At 28.6% G+C, this 20,086-nt stretch carries 17 protein-coding genes; 16 read left to right on the top strand and 1 reads right to left on the bottom strand.

What is annotated here, in order from left to right; genetic code table 11:
- Positions 1-99 precede the first annotated feature (99 nt).
- From CRV01_RS11730 to CRV01_RS11740, 3 genes are read left to right on the top strand one after another with little or no spacing between them, the layout of a single operon-like run.
- Entirely contained in the window at positions 100-1,212 is a 1,113-nt protein-coding gene (locus CRV01_RS11730) for a GGDEF domain-containing protein (protein WP_129008402.1), read from the top strand.
- The gene (locus CRV01_RS11735; RefSeq protein WP_129008403.1) at positions 1,213-1,770 is read left to right on the top strand and encodes a phosphatidylcholine/phosphatidylserine synthase; all 558 of its coding nucleotides are present in this window, start codon (positions 1,213-1,215) and stop codon (positions 1,768-1,770) included. It abuts the gene before it with no gap.
- A complete protein-coding gene (locus CRV01_RS11740) occupies positions 1,771-2,679 on the top strand; it encodes an exopolyphosphatase (RefSeq protein ID WP_129008404.1) in 909 nt (302 codons plus the stop codon).
- On the opposite strand, the gene CRV01_RS11745 is transcribed toward CRV01_RS11740, so the two are convergent.
- Positions 2,668-3,480, bottom strand: coding sequence for a hypothetical protein (locus tag CRV01_RS11745; RefSeq protein ID WP_129008405.1), 813 nt, complete (start codon positions 3,478-3,480; stop codon positions 2,668-2,670). The two genes, CRV01_RS11740 and CRV01_RS11745, sit on opposite strands and share 12 nt — an antisense overlap.
- A gap of 154 nt (positions 3,481-3,634) precedes the next feature.
- Here CRV01_RS11745 and CRV01_RS11750 point away from each other — a divergent pair, with 154 nt between their 5' ends.
- The 13 genes from CRV01_RS11750 (at position 3,635) to CRV01_RS11810 (ending at position 20,084) form a co-directional block, all read left to right on the top strand.
- A complete protein-coding gene (locus tag CRV01_RS11750; protein WP_129008406.1) occupies positions 3,635-5,329 on the top strand; it encodes an acetolactate synthase large subunit in 1,695 nt (564 codons plus the stop codon).
- A complete protein-coding gene (gene ilvN, locus CRV01_RS11755) occupies positions 5,322-5,819 on the top strand; it encodes an acetolactate synthase small subunit (RefSeq protein ID WP_129008407.1) in 498 nt (165 codons plus the stop codon). The genes CRV01_RS11750 and ilvN overlap by 8 nt, the downstream gene beginning before the upstream one ends.
- An 8-nt stretch (positions 5,820-5,827) precedes the next feature.
- Positions 5,828-6,775, top strand: coding sequence for a UDP-3-O-(3-hydroxymyristoyl)glucosamine N-acyltransferase (gene lpxD, locus CRV01_RS11760; RefSeq protein WP_129008408.1), 948 nt, complete (start codon positions 5,828-5,830; stop codon positions 6,773-6,775).
- A gap of 94 nt (positions 6,776-6,869) precedes the next feature.
- Complete coding sequence (locus CRV01_RS11765) at positions 6,870-9,020, top strand: DNA translocase FtsK (protein WP_375234266.1); 2,151 nt, start codon at positions 6,870-6,872, stop codon at positions 9,018-9,020.
- A gap of 80 nt (positions 9,021-9,100) precedes the next feature.
- Entirely contained in the window at positions 9,101-9,643 is a 543-nt protein-coding gene (hpf, locus tag CRV01_RS11770) for a ribosome hibernation-promoting factor, HPF/YfiA family (RefSeq protein ID WP_129008410.1), read from the top strand.
- Positions 9,644-9,722: 79 nt separating this feature from the next.
- Complete coding sequence (der, locus tag CRV01_RS11775; protein WP_129008411.1) at positions 9,723-11,159, top strand: ribosome biogenesis GTPase Der; 1,437 nt, start codon at positions 9,723-9,725, stop codon at positions 11,157-11,159.
- Positions 11,160-11,172: 13 nt separating this feature from the next.
- Positions 11,173-12,765 (top strand): SulP family inorganic anion transporter, encoded by a 1,593-nt coding sequence (locus CRV01_RS11780; RefSeq protein ID WP_258238399.1) that lies wholly within the window; start codon positions 11,173-11,175, stop codon positions 12,763-12,765.
- A gap of 243 nt (positions 12,766-13,008) precedes the next feature.
- Positions 13,009-14,277, top strand: a complete 1,269-nt coding sequence (gene purD / locus CRV01_RS11785; protein ID WP_129008412.1) for a phosphoribosylamine--glycine ligase — start codon at positions 13,009-13,011, stop codon at positions 14,275-14,277.
- A gap of 5 nt (positions 14,278-14,282) precedes the next feature.
- A complete protein-coding gene (locus CRV01_RS11790) occupies positions 14,283-14,711 on the top strand; it encodes an RDD family protein (RefSeq protein WP_129008413.1) in 429 nt (142 codons plus the stop codon).
- Entirely contained in the window at positions 14,704-16,794 is a 2,091-nt protein-coding gene (locus tag CRV01_RS11795; RefSeq protein WP_129008414.1) for an LPS-assembly protein LptD, read from the top strand. Before CRV01_RS11790 ends, CRV01_RS11795 begins: the two co-directional genes overlap by 8 nt.
- Before the next feature lies 1 nt (position 16,795).
- Positions 16,796-17,449 carry a phosphoribosyltransferase family protein gene (locus CRV01_RS11800; RefSeq protein ID WP_129008415.1) on the top strand — a complete coding sequence of 218 codons (654 nt, stop codon included), beginning with the start codon at positions 16,796-16,798 and terminating at the stop codon, positions 17,447-17,449.
- Between the two features lie 5 nt (positions 17,450-17,454).
- Positions 17,455-19,638, top strand: a complete 2,184-nt coding sequence (locus tag CRV01_RS11805) for a polyribonucleotide nucleotidyltransferase (protein ID WP_129008416.1) — start codon at positions 17,455-17,457, stop codon at positions 19,636-19,638.
- Between the two features lie 77 nt (positions 19,639-19,715).
- Positions 19,716-20,084: a response regulator gene (locus tag CRV01_RS11810; RefSeq protein ID WP_129008417.1), complete on the top strand. Its 369-nt coding sequence runs from the start codon at positions 19,716-19,718 to the stop codon at positions 20,082-20,084.
- Positions 20,085-20,086: the final 2 nt, after the last annotated feature.

Genomic DNA, 20,086 nt, shown 5'->3' on the forward strand with positions numbered 1-20,086 from the left:
CCCTTTCTTATTAAAATCGCGATTGTATCTAAAAGATAATTAAGAATAAGTTAAGCTAATTTATAAGCATTTTTAATACTTATTAGATATAATTTTAGTATGAAAAAAGAGTTTTATAAAAGCGTTGGTTTTAAATTAGGTGTTCTTAGCTTCATTATTTTAGCTTCATTATTTACTTCTAGTTTTATGTTTAATTCTCAAATTGACAAATTAAAAAAACAAATAGATTATATTTATTTTGGCAATTATATGCCTGTATTAAAACTTCATAGTATAGAAGAAAATTATAATGACTTAATTAAATGTATGAGAAGTTATAAAAAATGCAAAAGAGACCCATTTTTTAAATCAATAAAAAAAGACTGGGATTATTATAATAACTCTTATAAAGATATTGAAGAAAGAAAAGTTGTTAGTAAAATAGATAAGTCTGTAAATAATTCTTTAACATATAAAACTAAGATTTCTACATATAAAAATGTTATTAAAAGAATTAACTTTTTAAAAGAGTATGAAAAGAAGATTGCCTATAAAAAAAGAGTAGAGTTCTTGAAAGAGTATTCATCTATGAAAGATTATTTGTTTTATAATATGATTGCTTTGATTATAGTTTCTTTTATTTTTATTTCTTTTATTATCTATTCAATTATAAAAAAAGACAATCAATTAAAAATACTTACCAAAAAATATGCCTTAGAATCAATAACTGATTCAATGACAAAATTATATAATAGAAAGTATTTTGATAAAATATTTGATAATATGCCATTTATTTCAAATCAAAATTCTTGGCATACTGCTTTTGTGATGCTTGATATTGACTTTTTTAAACAGTATAATGATACCTATGGGCATGATTTAGGTGATGAAACTTTAAAAGCAGTGGCAAAAGAACTTAAAGAGTATTTTAATAAAGATTACGAATATGTATTTAGATTAGGTGGAGAAGAGTTTGGAGTTATTTTATTTGATATTGATGAAAAAACTTTAAAAGAATGCCTAAAAGATGTAAACAATAATATACAATCATTAAATATTGAGCATAAAAATAGTAAGATAGCAAATGTAGTTACCATATCTATTGGAGCTGTTATTTATAAACCATATTCATATACATCTTGTAATAAGCTTTATAAAATAGCTGATGAATGTTTATATAAATCAAAAGAAAATGGTAGAAATCAGTTTACTATTTATAACGAAGGAGAATAATTGACGTTTCTATTTAATAAAAATAGTCATTTTAATTTAGCAAATTTGGCTACTTTTTTTAATATTGCTGCTGGTATGTTAGCAATTTATTATTTAACTCATAATAATTTTTTTGCAGCAGCACTTTTCGCATGGCTTGCAGGTGCATTTGATATTGTGGATGGTAAAATTGCAAGAAAATACAATTTATCTACAGAGTTTGGTATTCAATTAGACTCATTTGCAGACTTTTTATCATTTGTTATTGTTCCAACAATGTTTATTTTTTTTGCAGTAATTGATGGTAAAGAATTAATACTTTTTACTCCTTTAGTTGCATTTGCATTTATCTATTATGTAATTTCAGGTCTAAGAAGATTAATACAGTTTAATATTAATGCTCAAGAAGGTGAAGTAGAGAAGTATTTTATAGGTGTTCCAACTCCTTTAGGTGCTATATTATTATGGGTTGTTTACCTAGTATGGTTAACTGGACTTATAAATGAAAATATTGTTTTAATTTCAATGATTATCATTGGATACCTCCTAAATTCAAAACTTAAAATCAGACATCCTTAAATGAATCAAGTTACTGCTATTGATTTGGGCTCTAATTCTTTTAGAGTCCTTATTTATGATTGCTTAAATAATGAAGTAATTGGTGAGTATAATGAAGTTGTAGGTATGGCAGATGGTTTGAATAAAACAAACTGTATTTCACAAGAAGCACAACAAAGAGTTATCTTGGCTATTGAAGCATCAAGTAAAAAGCTTAAATATGATCCAAGTAAAGCAATTTGTGTTACAACCGCTGCAATGAGACTGGCTCAAAATTCTTCAGAGGTTTTAGAATATTTTAAAGAAAAAACAGGTGCAAATTTTAAAATAATTGATGGAAAAGAAGAAGCTAGACTTACTTTATTAGCTGTAAAGCATGCTTTAAAAAGAGAAAAAATAAACTCTTCAAAATTTATCTTACTAGATATTGGTGGTGGTTCTACGGAGATTATTGTAAATGATGATGAAGATTTTGTTTCTCATAGTTTTAATTTTGGAATTGTAACCTTAACACAAAAGTATGATAATTATGAAGATTTATATAAACAGTTGCAATCTCGTAAAAAAGAGATAAAAAACTTTTTAGTAGAAAATAATATAGATACTAAAGAGTATACTTTCGTTGCAACAGCAGGAACTCCAACTACTATTGCAGCTATAAAGCTTGGACAAGATTTTTTTCATTATGATAAAAATGCTGTAAATGGTACAAAAATTAAATTAAAAGATTTAGATGAGTGTTTAGAACTTTTTAGAAACTCTTCAACTTCTACAATTACAAAGCTTGTAGGACGAGGTAGAGTAGAGTTTATTGAAGTTGGCGTTTATATTTATAAAACTATATTTGAAATTTTAGATAAAAATGAATCAATAGTTTTAGACGATGGTTTAAGAGAAGGTGTAGCTATTAACTCTTGCTTACTTAGATAATAGTCTTACGCTTTGTTCTTGCATAATATTTGCTTGTGAAGCAGCTAAATATCCCATGTTAGAAGTGATATTTGTTTTTGAAAAGTCGTTCATCTCTTTGCCAAAATTTATTTCTTGAGCATTTTTTAGATTTTGCATATTAAGTTTTGATAATTCTATTTGCGTAGAAATTGAACCTTTTGCACTTGATTCAAGCTTTTCCCCTAAATCCTTGAATTGGTCCTTATATCCTTGAATCTCTTTTTGTGCTAGAGAAACTTGTTCTTTTGTTATATTTAATGCATCTTCATTATTAAAATCATTTCTGCTAAATTCTTGTGCAAGTGAATTTGCTATTTGAGGAGTATTTGGTTTATCAATAGAGTGATAAGCTTCTTTTGTAGAAACTGTAACTGATAAGTTTTCTTCATAATCATCAATTGCAATTAAATTTTCCCTTTGATATCTTGTTTGAAAAGCTTCTTCTTTAAAGTTCATAAGTTCTTTATTTAAATCATTTTTGATTTCATTTTTATTTTGAATATTTTCGTCTAAAGAGTTAAGTTTATCTTGAATATTATTTAGTATTTCTTCTTGTTTATTTAATCCATTTTCAGCTACTTTTGTAATAGCAATTCCAGTATTAAATGATTGTAAAGATTCTGAAAGTTCATCTCTTTTTTGATTGTATTCATTAATTGTAAGATGTAAAAAGTCACTACTATTATCAATAATTTTAGATGAATTATTAGTTTTATTAAGTTGATAGTCCGAAGAGCTATTTAACGAAGCAATATTATTATTTACGTTATTAATATCCATCAAAACCTCTTAAAGTAGTTTTTTAATTATACATTCTAGCAAAAATATAATAAATGTAAACTAAATTTAATTTTTAATCATCTGAATAGTTATTAAACTGCGATTAATCAATACTTCTGTATAATCTTTGATTATTTTATAAAAGGAAAAGGCAATGAGAATAACTGGCGCAAAAATGGTTACAGAATCATTAAAAGAGGAAGGGGTAGATGTAGTATTTGGTTACCCTGGTGGCGCTATTATGAATGTCTATGACGAAATTTATAAGCAGAGTTTTTTTCAACATATATTAACTAGACACGAGCAAGCAGCAATACATGCTGCTGAAGGTTTTGCTAAATCTACTGGTAAAGTAGGTGTTGCTATTGTAACAAGTGGACCTGGTTTTACTAATGCAGTAACTGGGTTAGCAGATGCATATATGGATTCAGTTCCAATGGTTGTTATTTCAGGACAAGTTCCAACAACAATCATCGGAACTGATGGTTTCCAAGAAATAGATGCAGTTGGTATTAGTAGACCATGTACAAAACATAACTATCTAGTAAATGATATTAAAGATTTACCAAGAATTATAAAAGAGGCATTTCATATAGCAGCAACAGGGAGACCTGGTCCTGTACATATTGATATTCCTAAAGATATTACAGCTGAAGTAGCTAACTTTGAATATCCTAAAGAGGTTGATATCCCAACATATAAACCTACTGTTAATTACAATAAAAGACAATTAAAAAAAGCAATGGGTGCAATTGCAAAATCTAAAAAACCACTACTTTATGTTGGTGGTGGTGCAATTTTAGCAAATTGTGCTTATGAGATTAGAGAATTTGCAAAGATGACAAATATTCCAGTTGTTGAAACACTTATGGCAAGAGGTGTTATGGGTGATGACAATGAATTATTTATGGGAATGTTAGGTATGCATGGTGAGTTTGCAGCTAATATGGCAGCTCATGATACTGATTGCATTATCTCTTTAGGTGCAAGATTTGATGATAGGGTTACAGGTAGACTTGATGAATTTGCAAAAAAAGCAAAAGTAATTCATGTTGATGTTGATCCAACTTCTATTGGCAAATTAGTGGATACAAATTATCCAATTGTAGGGGATTTAAAAGTAACTGTTGAAGGTATGATTGAAGCTGCAAAAGATATGCAGTTTAACGAATATACTAACTGGGTTTCTTTATTAAGAGACTATAAAGAAAAAGAACCATTAAGATATCAAGATTCTGATTCAGTTATTAAACCACAGTGGGCTATTGAAAGAGTTGGACAAATTTTAGGTGAAAATGCAATTATTTCTACTGATGTTGGACAACATCAAATGTGGACTGCACAATTTTACCCATTCTCTTTCCCAAGACAATGGAATACATCAGGTGGTTTAGGAACTATGGGATTTGGACTTCCAGGAGCAATGGGTGTTGCAAGAGGTAATCCAGACAAAGTATCTATTAACTTCACTGGTGATGGTTCAATTTTAATGAATATCCAAGAATTAATGACTTGTGTTGAATATAATTTACCAGTTATTAATATTATTCTAAATAATAACTATCTTGGAATGGTAAGACAATGGCAAACACTATTCTATGAAAATAGATTATCTGAAACAGATTTAAGTGCACAGCCTGACTTTAAAAAACTTGTAGAAGCATTTGGTGGAGTAGGATATAGAGTTTCTACAAAAAAAGAGTTTGAAGAAGCTTTAAAAGATGCAGTAGAAAAGAAAAAACCTGCAATGATTGATGTTATTGTAGCAAGAGATGAGATTGTATTACCAATGGTTCCAAATGGACATGCACTAAATGAAATGACTTTATTAGGAGATAGCAATGAATAATTTTAATCACTATTATGATTCAGAAACAACAAGACAGGTTATCTCAGTAATTGTCATTAATGAACATAACGTTTTATCTAGAATTGTAGGACTTTTTTCTGCAAGAGGTTATAATATTGATTCTTTAACTGTAGCACCAATGACTGGTTCAAAGTATTCTAGAATGACTATTGTTACAACTGGAAGTAAAAGAGTTATTGATCAAATTGTTAAACAATTAAATAAATTAATTCCTGTTTTAAAAGTAAATGAACACCAAAATGTTATTGAAAAAGAGACAGTATTAATTAAAATACCAATTGAACAACCTCTTAGTGATATTGAGGTGATTGCAAGAGCATACAACGGTCACATCCAAAATGTTACACATGATGCAATAGTTATTTCTGCAACGGATGCACCAAGTAGAATTGCAAATTTTACAAATATTATGAATAAATACAAACCACTAGAAGTAGTAAAAAGTGGTGTTGTAGCAATGGAAAGATAGGAAAAGCTTTGATTTTATCTGATATATTAGAAAAAGTAGATATTTATTTAGATTCTAAATTAGAGGTTTCTGGTTTAAATACACTTTTAGATGCAAGTGAAAATGAAATCTCTTTTTTAGAGAATAAAAAGTACGTTAAAGATTTATCAAAAACTAAAGCAGGAGCTGTTTTAGTAAAAGAAGAGTTTAAAAAAGATGTTCCAGAAAATACAGTCGCAATTGTTTGTGAAGAGCCTTATTTAACTTTAGCAAGATTAAGTAAGTTCTTTGCTCCTAAGTTAGTAGAAACTGAAGGAAATGATTGTATTGTAGGTGAAAATACAAATATTATGCCTAATGTATATCTTGGAAAAGACTCAAAGATTGGTAAAAATAGTACAATTATGTCTGGAAGTTTTATTGGAGATAATGTATCTATTGGAGATAATACTATTATTTATCCTAATGTATCAGTTTATAGAGATTGTACTATTGGAGATGATTGTATAATTCATGCTGGAACAGTTATTGGAAGTGATGGTTTTGGTTTTGCTCATACAAAAATGGGAAAATATATCAAAATATATCAAAATGGTAATGTAACAATAGGAAATGATGTTGAAATTGGAGCAAACTGTTCTATAGATAGAGCTACTTTTAATTCAACAATTATTGGAAATGGTGTTAGACTTGATAATTTAGTTCATATTGCACATAACTGTGTTTTAAAAGATGGTTGTATTTTAACAGGACAAGTAGGACTTTCAGGTTCAACTATTTTAAACGAGTTTGTTATAATGGGTGGGCAAAGTGCAACAGCAGGCCACCTTGAAATAGCACCTTTTACTACTATTGCAGCACGTGGTGGAGTAACTAAGTCTATTACTGAACCAAAGAAACAGTGGGCAGGCTTTCCATTATTTGAACATAGACAATGGCTAAAATTACAAAGTAGAATTGCAAAATTATTAAAATAAAGGCTTTAAAATTTTAAAGAAAATTTTTTCACTAATCATACTTTTTTTAATTGTATATTTTGAATATGCAACTTTCGTATCTGATAAAAGTAGTGTGGGGCAGATAGGCTCTGTATTTGCTAATTTTTCTCACGCAAATTTTGGATTTTTATCATATGGATATTTATTACTATTATTTATACCTCTTTATATTATAAATTTTAAAGAAAATTTTGATTGGAACGATTTTTCAATAAAAACTGTTTCAATTTTTTTATTATTGATTACTCTTTTAACTTTCCAATCTTTAATTTTAGAAGGAAAATTAAGTGGTGAAATAGGTAATTATATTGTGGATTCAATGATGCCTTTTATCGGAGTTGCAGGGCTTTGGATATTTGTTATTATAGGTTTTGTAATATCTTTTTTAATTCTTTTTGAAGATATGAGTTTCAATATTAATATGGAAAGAATCACTCCCAGTTTTAAAAAAGTAGATACTTCATCTAAACCTAAAAGAATTTCTAGTAGAAAAAAAGAGAAAAGACAAAGAACTCAAGCTCCTGTAAAAGAAGAAAAAACTTCTATTGAAGAAGAGGAAGAAATCCCTCAAATTGTAATTGAGGATAGTGCAGAGAGTATTACAGATATTAAAGTTGATGACTTAAATATAATTTCTTTAGATCAAGAAGAATTAAATGATGAAAATGTAAAAGAGATAAATATCTCTTCGGCTGAAGAAGAGATTTCTGATATTGATATAGAACAAGACAGTGCTTATCATGGAATTATTGTTGATGAATTAGAAGAAAATAAAAAACTTTTAGAAGATATTGAATTAGGGAAAATGGAAAAACCAAAGGATTTTGAACTTCCTCCAACTAAGTTTTTCCAAAATGCTCCAAAAGATAAGAAATCAAAAGTTTCAGAAGCAGTAATTGATCAAAAAATTGAAGATTTATTAGAAAAACTTTTAATGTTTAAAATTGAAGGTGATGTAGTTAGAACTTATACAGGACCAGTAGTTACTACTTTTGAGTTTAAACCAGCTCCAAATGTAAAAGTTTCAAAGATATTAAATCTTCAAGATGATTTAGCAATGGCTTTAAAGGCTCAAACAATTAGAATTCAAGCTCCAATACCTGGAAAAGATGTTGTTGGGATTGAAGTTCCAAATGAAGATATGCAAACAATTTATATAAGAGAACTTCTAGAAAGTGAAATTTTCCAAAATTCTAAATCACCTTTAACAATGGTTTTAGGTAAAGATATTGTTGGAAAACCTTTTGTAACAGATTTAAAGAAATTACCACATTTACTTATAGCAGGTACTACTGGTTCAGGTAAATCTGTAGGTATTAATTCAATGATATTATCTCTTTTATATAAGAATTCTCCAGATAATCTTAGACTTGTAATGATAGATCCAAAAATGCTTGAGTTTTCAATGTATAATGATATTCCTCATCTTTTAACTCCTGTTATCACAAAGCCAACGGATGCAATCAATGCTTTATCAAATATGGTTGCAGAAATGGAAAGAAGATATACATTAATGTCAAAAACAAAGACTAAAAATATTGAAAACTATAATGAAAAAGCAAAAAAAGAAGGATATGATAAAATCCCTTATATTGTTGTTGTTATTGATGAGTTAGCTGATTTAATGATGACAAGTGGAAAAGATGTAGAACACTCTATTGCTAGACTTGCACAAATGGCAAGAGCTAGTGGTATTCACTTAATTGTAGCAACACAAAGACCTTCTGTTGATGTTGTTACAGGGCTTATTAAAGCAAACTTACCAAGTAGATTATCATATAAAGTAGGTCAAAAGGTTGACTCAAAAATTATTTTAGATTCTTTAGGTGCTGAATCTCTTCTTGGAAGAGGGGATATGTTATTTACACCTCCTGGTACTTCAAATATTGTAAGAATTCATGCTCCTTGGTCAAAAGAAGATGAAATTGAAGCAGTAGTTGATTTCTTAAAGTATCAAAGAGAAGTTGAATATGATATGAACTTTGTAAAAGATAGAAATACATCAGATATTGCAGGTGCAACTGGTGTTGAACTTGGAGAATTAGATGAACTTTATGAAGATGCAAAATTAGTTGTGTTAAATGATAAGAAAACATCTATATCATATATTCAAAGAAAACTAAGAATAGGGTACAATAGAGCAGCTACAATTGTAGAACAATTAGAGCAAACAGGCGTTTTAAGTGAAGCAAATGCCAAAGGTAACAGAGAAATATTAATTTAATCTATTAATCTTTTATTATAAACCCTGTTTTTATGTATTTTGTGCTAAAATAATTTTATTATAAAGCAAAGGAGTATGTTATGAATACAAGTATTGTAGGAAGACACATAGAATTAACAGAGCCAATTAAAGATTACGTTAATAGCTCAATCGAAATTTTCAAAAAATATAATTTAGATATTATATCTGTTAATGCAATTATTGCACAAGAAGAAAAAAATGGTAGAAAAGCTTTTACTTTTGAATTCACTTTAAATATTGCACATTTAGATACTGTAGTTGTTAAACAAAAAGATAAAGATTTATATGCAGCTGTTGATATTGCTGTAGATAGAGTATCAAAAGTTTTAAGAAGACATCATGATAAAATTACTGGTCATAAAGCAACTAAGCTTACAGAAGTAGTTTCTCAAGAGATTGAAGATAATATTGCTAATGAATTAGATAAATTAGATTCTGAAATCTTCCCTGTTAGACTTGCATCTTATAAGCCAGTAGATATTGAAGAAGCATTAACTGAATTAAAAGAATCAGATGCATTATTCAAAGTATTCTATGATAAAGATGATAATATGAGAGTATTATACAAATCAAAAGACGAAGGTAAATTTGGATTATATTAAGATATAATCTAAGATTACTAATTTAAGGTATTAGCATTGTGCTAATGCCTTTTTTATTTTAAAAGGATATAAAGACTATATGGACAAAACACTTAAAAAGATTGCTTTAGTTGGTCAACCAAACGTAGGTAAATCATCACTATTTAATAGAATTGCAAAACAAAGAATAGCAATTGTTTCTGATATGGCTGGTACTACAAGGGATATTAGAAGACATGAAGTAGAAATCTTAGAAAAAGATGCTTTAATGCTTGATACTGGTGGAATTGACGAAACTAATGATGCAATTTTTAGTAACGTTAAAAGAAAAGCCATAGAGTGTGCAAAAGAGGCTGATATAATACTTTTTATGGTAGATGGTAAAAGATTACCTGATGAAAAGGATAAAGAACTATTTTATGAGCTTCAAGACTTAGGAAAACAACTTGCATTAGTTGTAAATAAGATTGATAATGATAAAGAAAAAGAAAGATTATGGAATTTCTATGAATTTGGAATAGATGATGATAATCTTTTTGGAATTTCTGTTTCTCATAATAGGGGAACTAAAAGTTTATTTGAGTGGATAGCTGCAAGGCTTCCTACAAGAAAAATTGAACCAGAACTTATTATTAATAGTGAAATAGAGAATGAAGATCTTTCTTTAGAAGAGTTTTTAGATCCAGTTGAAGATATTAATGAAACAGCACAATTAGATGATGGTGAAGTTAAAGTTGCTATTATTGGAAGAGTAAATGTAGGAAAATCTTCAATTTTAAATGCACTTGTAGGAGAAGAAAGATCTGTAGTTTCACCTATTGCAGGTACTACAATAGATCCAGTTGATGAATCTTTTGATTATAAAGACAAGCATATTACTTTTGTTGATACAGCAGGTTTAAGAAGAAGAGGGAAAATTGAAGGTATAGAAAAATATGCTTTAAATAGAACTACTCAAATGTTAGAAAAAGCTAATTTAGCTCTTTTAGTTTTAGATGCTTCTACTGAATTAGTTGATTTAGATGAAAAAATTGCTGGATTAGTTGATACTTATGGTTTAGGAACAATTATTGTTTTAAATAAATGGGATGAAAATATGGATACCTTTAAAAAGCTTGAAGATAAAATTCGTTCAAAATTCAAGTTTTTATATTATGCTCCTATTATTGCAGTTTCAGCTAAGACAGGAAGAAGTATAGATAGACTAAAAGATAAAATTATAGAAATTTATGAAAATTATGCACAAAGAATTCCAACATCAGTATTAAATAAAATAATTGAAGAAGCAGTAATTAGACATGCTTTACCAAGTCCAAATGGTGCATATTTAAGAATATATTATACAACTCAATACGAGGTGAAGCCTCCAAGAGTTGCACTTATAATGAACAAACCACGACTACTACATTTTTCATATAAAAGATACTTAATTAATTTTTTAAGAAAAAATATTAACTTTGAAGGAACTCCTATTCATATTATTGCAAGAGGAAAAGGTCAAAGAGATATAGATGAGGATGAAGTAGAAGATTTCTAATAAGGAGTTCTTCTTGAATATAAACACTTTTAAAAATGATATTTTTGGAGGTGTAACTGCAGCAATAGTTGCTTTACCTTTGGCATTAGCCTTTGGTGTAGCAAGTGGTGCAGGTGCAGCGGCAGGTCTTTATGGAGCAATTGTTTTAGGTTTTTTTGCTTCACTTTTTGGAGGAACTTCTACTCAAATTTCTGGTCCAACAGGACCTATGACAGTAATTACTGCTTCAGCTATAGTAACTTTTCAAAATGATTTACAATCTGTTTTTAGTGTTATCTTTTTAGCTGGTTTAATCCAAATCTCTTTTGGTATTGTTAAAATAGGAAAATGGATTAAATATATTCCTTATCCAGTTATTTCAGGTTTTATGTCAGGGATTGGAATAATAATTATTATATTGCAGATTAACTCTTTTTTAGGAGTTGCTTCTTATGGTTCTGTTATAGAAACAGTTATAAATATCCCAAATACGATAAAAAATGTAGATTTACATTCTCTTATAATTGCTTCAATAACCCTAACAATAATGTTTTTTACTCCTAAAAAGATATCAAGTGTAATCCCTTCTGCTTTAATAGCATTAGTTTTCGTAACTTTATTTTCTATTTCAATGGGATACTCAATTACAACTATTGGAGAAATTCCTATGGGATTGCCTAATATTGTTTTACCTTTTAGTTTTGATATTTTAAAACTTAGCACTATTATAACTTTAGCAATAACCTTAGCCCTTTTAGGTTCAATTGATTCTTTACTTACATCTTTGGTTGCAGATTCTATGACAAAAACAAAGCATAAACCAGATAAAGAGCTTATTGCACAAGGAATAGGTAACTCAATTTGTTCTTTCTTTGGTGCAATTCCAGGTGCTGGTGCTACAATGAGAACAGTAATAAATATAAAAAGTGGTGGAACAACTAGAGCCTCAGGAGTAGTACACTCTTTAACACTTCTTTTAATTGTTTTAGTTCTAGCACCCTTTGCATCAAGTATTCCCCTTGCTGTATTATCAGGTATTTTAATAAAAGTGGGATTTGATATCTTAGATTACAAGTTTATAAAACTTATAACTAAAGTTTCAAGACAAGACTTACTTGTAATGATTACAGTAGTTTTATTAACTGTTTTTGTTGATTTAATTATGGCTGTTGGAGTAGGGATAACTTTTGCTTCTATTATTGCAGTATATAAGGTTTCAAAAAATACTAAAATTAAAACTATCTATCCTAAAAAACAGTCAGGGTTTGATATAGATATTGAAGATAAATCAACTAAAATTATTAAAATTAAAGGTTCTTTATTTTTTGGAACAGCTTCTATTCTTGATAGAAGAATAGATAAAGTAAGAGATAGAACAAAAACAATTATATTGGATTGTTTAGAAGTTAGTGTATTAGATCTTTCTGCTATTTTTATGTTAGAAGAAGTTATAACAAGATTAAAAAACAGAGATATTGAAGTAATTTTATTACTAAAAATTTCTGATAAAAAAAGAGTCATTACTTTAGATAAAAATAATATATTCAAAAATATAAATATATTTAATAAGTTGGATGATGCAGTTAACTCAATACAAAAAAATAGTTATAAAAGAAGCCCATTATAGCATACTTTAATGTTTAATTCATATACAATTAGATAAAATAGTATATATCTAAGTAGCACGGGATTTCCATTGTTGAGGGTCCGATACTATATTTTTGTAGATAATGTAGATAACATGGTGTGTAGCTTTTCATTGCGTTTAGGCTCCTTAAATGTTACTCTTATTTGCTAACGTTGGCTTTTGTGGGCCGTTTAATGGTTAACGACTACTTGGGTATTTTAATAATTTTTAGGGGAAATCAAAGTGAATATTTTAATACTTGGTAGTGGTGGAAGAGAATACTCAATAGGACTTGCTATTTCTAAAGAAGAAGATAATCATAAATTATATTTTAATCCAGGAAATGGAGCTACTTCGCAAATTGCAGAGAATATCAATATTAAAGATTATAATGAGTTAGCTATTTGGGCAAAAAACAATGCAATTGATTTAACAATTGTTGGACCAGAAGCTCCACTAGTAGATGGTGTTGTTGATATATTTAAAGAACATGGATTAACTGTATTTGGACCTAGTCGTGCTGCAGCTCAACTAGAGGGTTCAAAAGTTTATATGAAAAATATTTTAAAGAAATATAACATACCAACAGCAGCATTTATAGAAACTACAAATGAAAAAGAAGCTCATGATTTCATTGATACTATGAGTGAACCAATTGTTGTAAAAGCAGATGGTTTATGTGCAGGAAAAGGTGTAATTATTGCTCAATCAAAGGATGAAGCAAAAAAGGCTGCTTCTGATATGTTATCAGGCTCATCTTTTGGTGATGCTGGAACTTCTATTGTTGTTGAAGAGTATTTAGATGGATATGAGTTATCTATCTTTGCTATTTGTGATGGTGATAATTATAAGGTATTACCAGCAGCTCAAGATCATAAAAGAGTAGGGGATGGTGATACTGGACCAAATACAGGAGGTATGGGTGCTTATGCTCCAACTCCTTTAGTAAATGATGATATTTACAAAAAAGTTGAAGAAAGAGTTATTAAACCAACTTTAGAAGGGATGAAACAAGAAGGAGCACCTTTTGAAGGTGTACTATTTATTGGAGTAATGGTAGTAAAAGGTGAGCCAATTATTTTAGAATATAATGTTAGATTTGGTGATCCAGAGTGTGAAATTTTAATGCCTTTATTAGAAACTCCTGTTTCAGAACTGTTTTATAAAGGTGCTACTAAACAATTAGATAAATTAGATATCAAAATCAAAGATGAATATGGGGTTGCAGTTGTTATGGCAAGTGGTAACTATCCATACGGTTCAAGTGAGCCTGCTGAAATTATTGTAGATGAAATTGTTGATGAAGATTTAAAAGAACATACTCACATCTCATATGCAGGTGTTGAAATGCAAGATGGTAAACTAATGGCAACAGGGGGAAGAGTTCTTCTTTGTGTTGGCTTTGGTAAATCTATTAGACAAGCAAGAGATAGAGCATATGGCCTTTGTGGGCAAGTTCATTTTGCAGGTAAAAAAATCAGAACAGATATCGCTTATCAGGCATTAAAATAAAAAGTATGAATACAGATAACTTAGAATTAGCATCAAATAGAAGAAGAGCTTTAGCTTATGTAATTGATGACTTTTTAGTAACTTTTATAATTGTTATAATGTTTTGGGATAAAATTGCAGTAAGTGGAACAGACCTTGTATCTGTTCTTGCAGTAATGAATACATTTATTTGGCAAGTATTATTATTAAAATTTATTTATCAAACATTTTTTATTTGGTATTATGGTGCAACTATAGGAAAAATAATAGCTAAAGTAAGAGTTATTGATTTTAATGATTTAGGAAGGGTTTCTTTGCTTACTTCTGCAACAAGATCTATTTTTAGGCTTTTTAGTGAAATGTTTTTCTATTTTGGATTTATTTTTGCTTTTTTTACAGAAAGCAGACAAACATTACATGATAAAGTAGGAAGGACATTAGTAGTTAATGCTTAAAAAAGTTTTAGCAACAGCCATTTTAGTTGTATCTTTACATGCTGAAAGTGAAAAGTTTCAAGTTATTGCAAATAATTTAAATACTAAGAATAATATTTTAGTAGCAAAAGGTGATGTTGTTGTATTTTCTCCTAAATATTATATAACGGCACAAAAAATAATCCATGATAAAGATAAAAATACCTTAGAGTTATTTGATGATGTAATTATTGTAAAAAACAATAATGTACAAACAAAAAGTGATTATGCATTTTTAGACTTAAATAAAGATGACCTTTATCAAAAACCAAATATCTTTTATGAAGAGAAGAGCCAAATTTGGATTAACTCAAAAGAAGCAGATAAAAAAAATGATCTAATTGAATTAGGAAAATCAATACTTTCAAGTTGTGATTGTGTTGATCCTGATTGGAGTATTAGATCTTCTAGTATGGATTATGATACAAAAGATATGTGGATTAATACATATAATACTACCCTTTATGTAAAAGATTTTCCGGTTATATATACCCCTTATTTAGGTTTTTCAACAGATACAAGAAGAAGAACAGGTCTTTTAATACCTTTACTAGGATATTCAACAGAAGAAGGTTTTTTCTATAATCAACCAATTTATTTTGCACCTGCACCTAACTACGATATAGAAGTTGTTCCTCAAATTAGAACAAATAGAGGATATGGTTCTTATTTTTATTTTAGATATGCTGACTCACCAGATTCAATGCTTAAAATTGGGACGGGTTATTTTAAAGAAAAAGATTCTTATGTTGAAAAAAATGATTTAAGAGATGATGAACATTATGGATTTAATTTAGATTATAAAAGGGTAAATCTATTTGCAGATACTTTTGATTCAAAAGATGGATTATATGCTTCTATTAGATATCTAAATAATGTAGAGTTTAATTCTTTAGAAGATAGTAGATATCAAGAGTCTATTGAAAGAAAGGTTGAATCTAAAATAAACTATATCTATAATACTCCTAACTACTTTTTAGGTGCATACTCAAGATATTATATAGATACACAAAAAGAGTCAAATAATGAGACTCTTCAAGAATTACCAAAACTTCAAGCTCACTCTTATAGTAGACCCTTAATTGATAAATTAATGTATTCTACAGATTTAAAGTATACTAATCACTATAGAAGAGATGGGTTAAATGCAAATCAATACGAGTTTAGTATTCCTTTATCATACTCTTTTTCTTTATTTGATGATTATTTAACACTTACTTTAAAACATCAAATAACAGCTAATAAGTTTTCATATGATGATAAGGATATAAACTTAGATCTTGAAGATGGAACATTTGTAGAAAGTGTTAGTAGTATTGTGTTAAATAGTGATTTGATTAAAGCCTATGAAAATTATATACATACTATGAATTTAAGTGCTGAGTATAATCATTTTAATACAATGAAAAAAGATGGTGATCTTTTCTCTATTTCAAATAACAATTCTCAATTAAGCTCTTTCCCTGTTTCAGAAAGTACAGATAATGTAGTCTTTGGGTTAAATCAATCAATTTATGATAAAGAGAATTTAAAGCAAATAATAAATCATAGAATTAGACAATCTTTTGAAAAAGATGAAAATGATAACTTTGAACTAGGAAACTTAGAAAACCAACTTACATATAATTATGCATTAGGTTCAATTTCTAATAAAGTAGTATATAACCATGAAGATGATCAATTTATTGAAAACTCTACTAGCTTTTCATTATCTTATGAAGATTATTATTTAAGACTTGGTTATTATATGTCTAAAGATACTCCTAACTCAGGAAAAGAAGAGTTAGAGTCTTATAATGTTTCTACAAATTATAGAATTTCTAATGATTATAAAATAGGTTATACTACAACCTATGACTTAGAAAGAGACTATAGAAGTAAGGAAGCTATTCATTTTGATATTAATGATAGATGCTGGGACTTTAGTATCAGCTTTGAAAGAGAAACAGAACCTGCTTCAACTATTGATTCTGAACCTATTACACAAGACATCTTCTATTTACAATTAGTTTTAAAGCCTTTAGGTGCAGTAAAACAAGAGTTTGAACTAGAAAGAGATAACTAATATGACTCCTGATAAAATATTTTTTAAAAATAGAGATGTTGCAGCATATAGACTAATTGATGTATTACCTGTAAATAAAATGAAGCTTGAAGAGTGGATTGTTATTGCAACTTCATATGGAGGTTATCCTGTTGCTCAAATTATTGCAAAAGAGTTAGAAGGAAATTGTGAAGTACTTTTCTCTAGAAAAATACTATCTCCTAATAATGAAGATTGTGAAGTTGCAATTGTTACTGAGACTGAAGAGGTTGTAATTCATGAAGAGCTAGTTAAAGCTTTTGATATTAGTTTAGATTTTGTATTCTCAAAATCTAGATATATCTATGAAAATGATTTGTCTAAAATGGTTTCAAAACATAGGAGAGGTAAAAAATTAGGTGATTTTACAAATAAAAATATTCTTCTTGTAGATGAAGGGTTAAATACTAGTTTAACTATGATGGCTTGTATTAAAACAGCAATTAATCTAGGGGCAAAATCAGTCTCTGTAGCGACTCCAATTTTGCCAAAGGTGAGTATTAATACTATAGAATCAATTGCAGATGATTTGTATTATGTAGAGAGTCTTGATCATTTTATAGATATCGGTTTCTATTATGATGAACTTGATGAATTACAATATGAAGACTTATTAAAAATAATGAATAAAGGATAAAACTTATGTCAACAGTATGTGAATTTGAATTAAATGAAAAACAAGAGGTTTTCGAATTTAATAAAGTAGCTAAACAATCAAACGGATCTGTTTTAGCACAAGTAGGGAATGCAGTTGTATTAGCAACTGTAGTAAGTGAGTTTGATAATCCTGTGGAAGAAGATTTTACTCCTTTAACAGTTCAATATGTAGAAAAAACTTATGCAGCAGCTAAATTACCTGGTGGTTTTATTAAAAGAGAAGCAAAACCAAGTGAGTTTGAAACTTTAACTTCAAGAGTTATTGACAGAAGTTTAAGACCTCTTTTCCCAAAAGGTTATGTTTATCCAACAACTATTACTGTAATGGTTTTAAGTGCAGATAAAGATGTTGATTTACAGGTTTTAGCTTTAAATGCAGCAAGTGCAGCATTATATACTTCTAACTTACCAGTTAAAAAATCTGTTGCAGGTGTAAGAGTTGCTAAAATAAATGGTAAATATGTTGTAAATCCAAATCTAAGTGATATGGATGAGTCAACACTTGATTTATATGTTGCTGGTTCTAAAGAAGAGCTATTAATGATTGAAATGAAATCAATTGCTTCAGAGGAGATGATAGAAGTTGATATTGAAGCATTTACAAAAGTTCATCAAACAAATGAAATGAGTGAAGATGATTTAGTAGAAGCTATTTCAGTTGCTCAAGAAGCATTAAAAGAATCAAATGAAACATATGAAAAAGGTTTTGAATCTGTTTGTAAAGAAATTAAAGATGTAAAACTAGTTGAGTTTACAATTGATGAATCAATTATTAACTATGTAAGAGATAACTATTTAGAAAATATTAAAAGTGCAATTCAAAAACTAGCTAAAAGTGAAAGAGCAACTGAATTAAAAGAAGTTGCAAGTCTAATTTTAGTAGATGAATATTGTGTAGAAAAAGAGATTGAATATAGCACAATTTATGAAGCAGTTTCAATTGTAAAAAGAGAAGCTGTAAGACAAATGATTGTAAATGATAAAGTTAGAGCAGATGGAAGAGGGCTTAAAGATGTAAGACCCATTTCTATTGATACTAATATTTTACCTTCAGCACACTCTTCTTGTCTTTTTACAAGAGGTGAAACACAAGCTTTAGTAGTTGGAACTTTAGCGGGAGCTAAAGATGGTCAAATGTTTGAAACATTAACTGAAAAATCGACTTCAACTGAAACTTTTATGGTTCATTATAACTTTCCAGGTTTTTCTGTAGGTGAAGCTAAACCAATGTTTGGTGTAGGAAGAAGAGAATTAGGTCATGGTAACTTAGCTAAAAAGGCACTTGAATCAACTATTGATAAAGATTATAGTGAAACTGTTAGATTAGTTTCTGAAATTTTAGAATCAAATGGTTCTTCATCTATGGCAACAGTTTGTGGTGGTTCATTAGCATTAAAAGCAGCAGGTGTTCCTGTTTCTAATTTAGTTGCTGGTGTTGCAATGGGTATGGTTGTTGAAGGTGATAACTATTCTGTATTAACTGATATTATGGGATTAGAAGACCATGATGGAGATATGGATTTTAAAGTAGCAGGAACAAAAGAAGGTATTACTGCACTTCAGATGGATATTAAACTTGGTGGAATTGAACTATCAGTATTAAAAGAAGCTCTACTTCAAGCAAAAGAAGGTAGAGAACATATTTTAGGATTAATGGAAGAAGCATCAGCTCAAATTGTGCCAAGTGAAGCACTACCTTTAATTGAACAATTTGCTATTGATCCAAGTAAATTTATGGTAGTAATTGGAAAAGCAGGGGCAACTATTAAAGAAATTATAGAAAAATTCTCAGTTTCTATTGATTTAGATAGAGATACAGGAAATGTAAAGGTAAGTGGAGAAAATAAACAAAATGTTTTAGATGCTTGCGAACATATTAAAACTATTTCTAACAATGCACCTGAGAGAAAAGATCATCAAAAAAAGAATATTGATTTTGAAAAACTATATAAAGTAGATGATGTATTAACTGGTAAAGTTGTTAGAATAGCAGATTTTGGTGCATTTGTTGAACTACCAAAAGGTGGAGAAGGCCTTTTACATATTTCAAAAATTTCTAAACAAAGAGTAAATAAAGTTGAAGATGTATTAAAAGTTGATCAAGATGTTGAAATTAAAGTATTAAAAGTTAAAAAAGATAGAATTGAACTAGCTTCAGCGCAGTTTTAAAATTTAATACTAAATTAATATTTGTTTAGTTAATATTGATTAAAATAATATATTTTTATTACAAATAAGGGGTTTATATGGCTAAGCTTTTAATCGTAGATGATTCTACAATGTTAAGGGATATGCTAAATTATGCACTAAATGAAGGCGGTTATACTGATGTAGTTGAAGCCATTGATGGAGTTGATGGTCTTGAAAAGGCTAAATCTAGCTCATTTGATTTAATAATTACAGATGTAAATATGCCAAATATGGATGGTTTAACATTAATTGGTGAATTAAGAAAATTACCTGAATATGCTTCAAAGCCAATTTTAGTATTAACTACTGAAAGAAGTGATGAGATGAAAGCAAAGGGTAAAGCTGCAGGTGCAACAGGTTGGATTGTAAAACCGTTTGTACCAGAACAATTATTAAAAGCAGTTAACATAGTTTTAAGTAGATAGTT

Origin of the sequence: Arcobacter sp. CECT 8983, assembly GCF_004118855.1 — a bacterium.
Lineage (GTDB): Bacteria > Campylobacterota > Campylobacteria > Campylobacterales > Arcobacteraceae > Halarcobacter.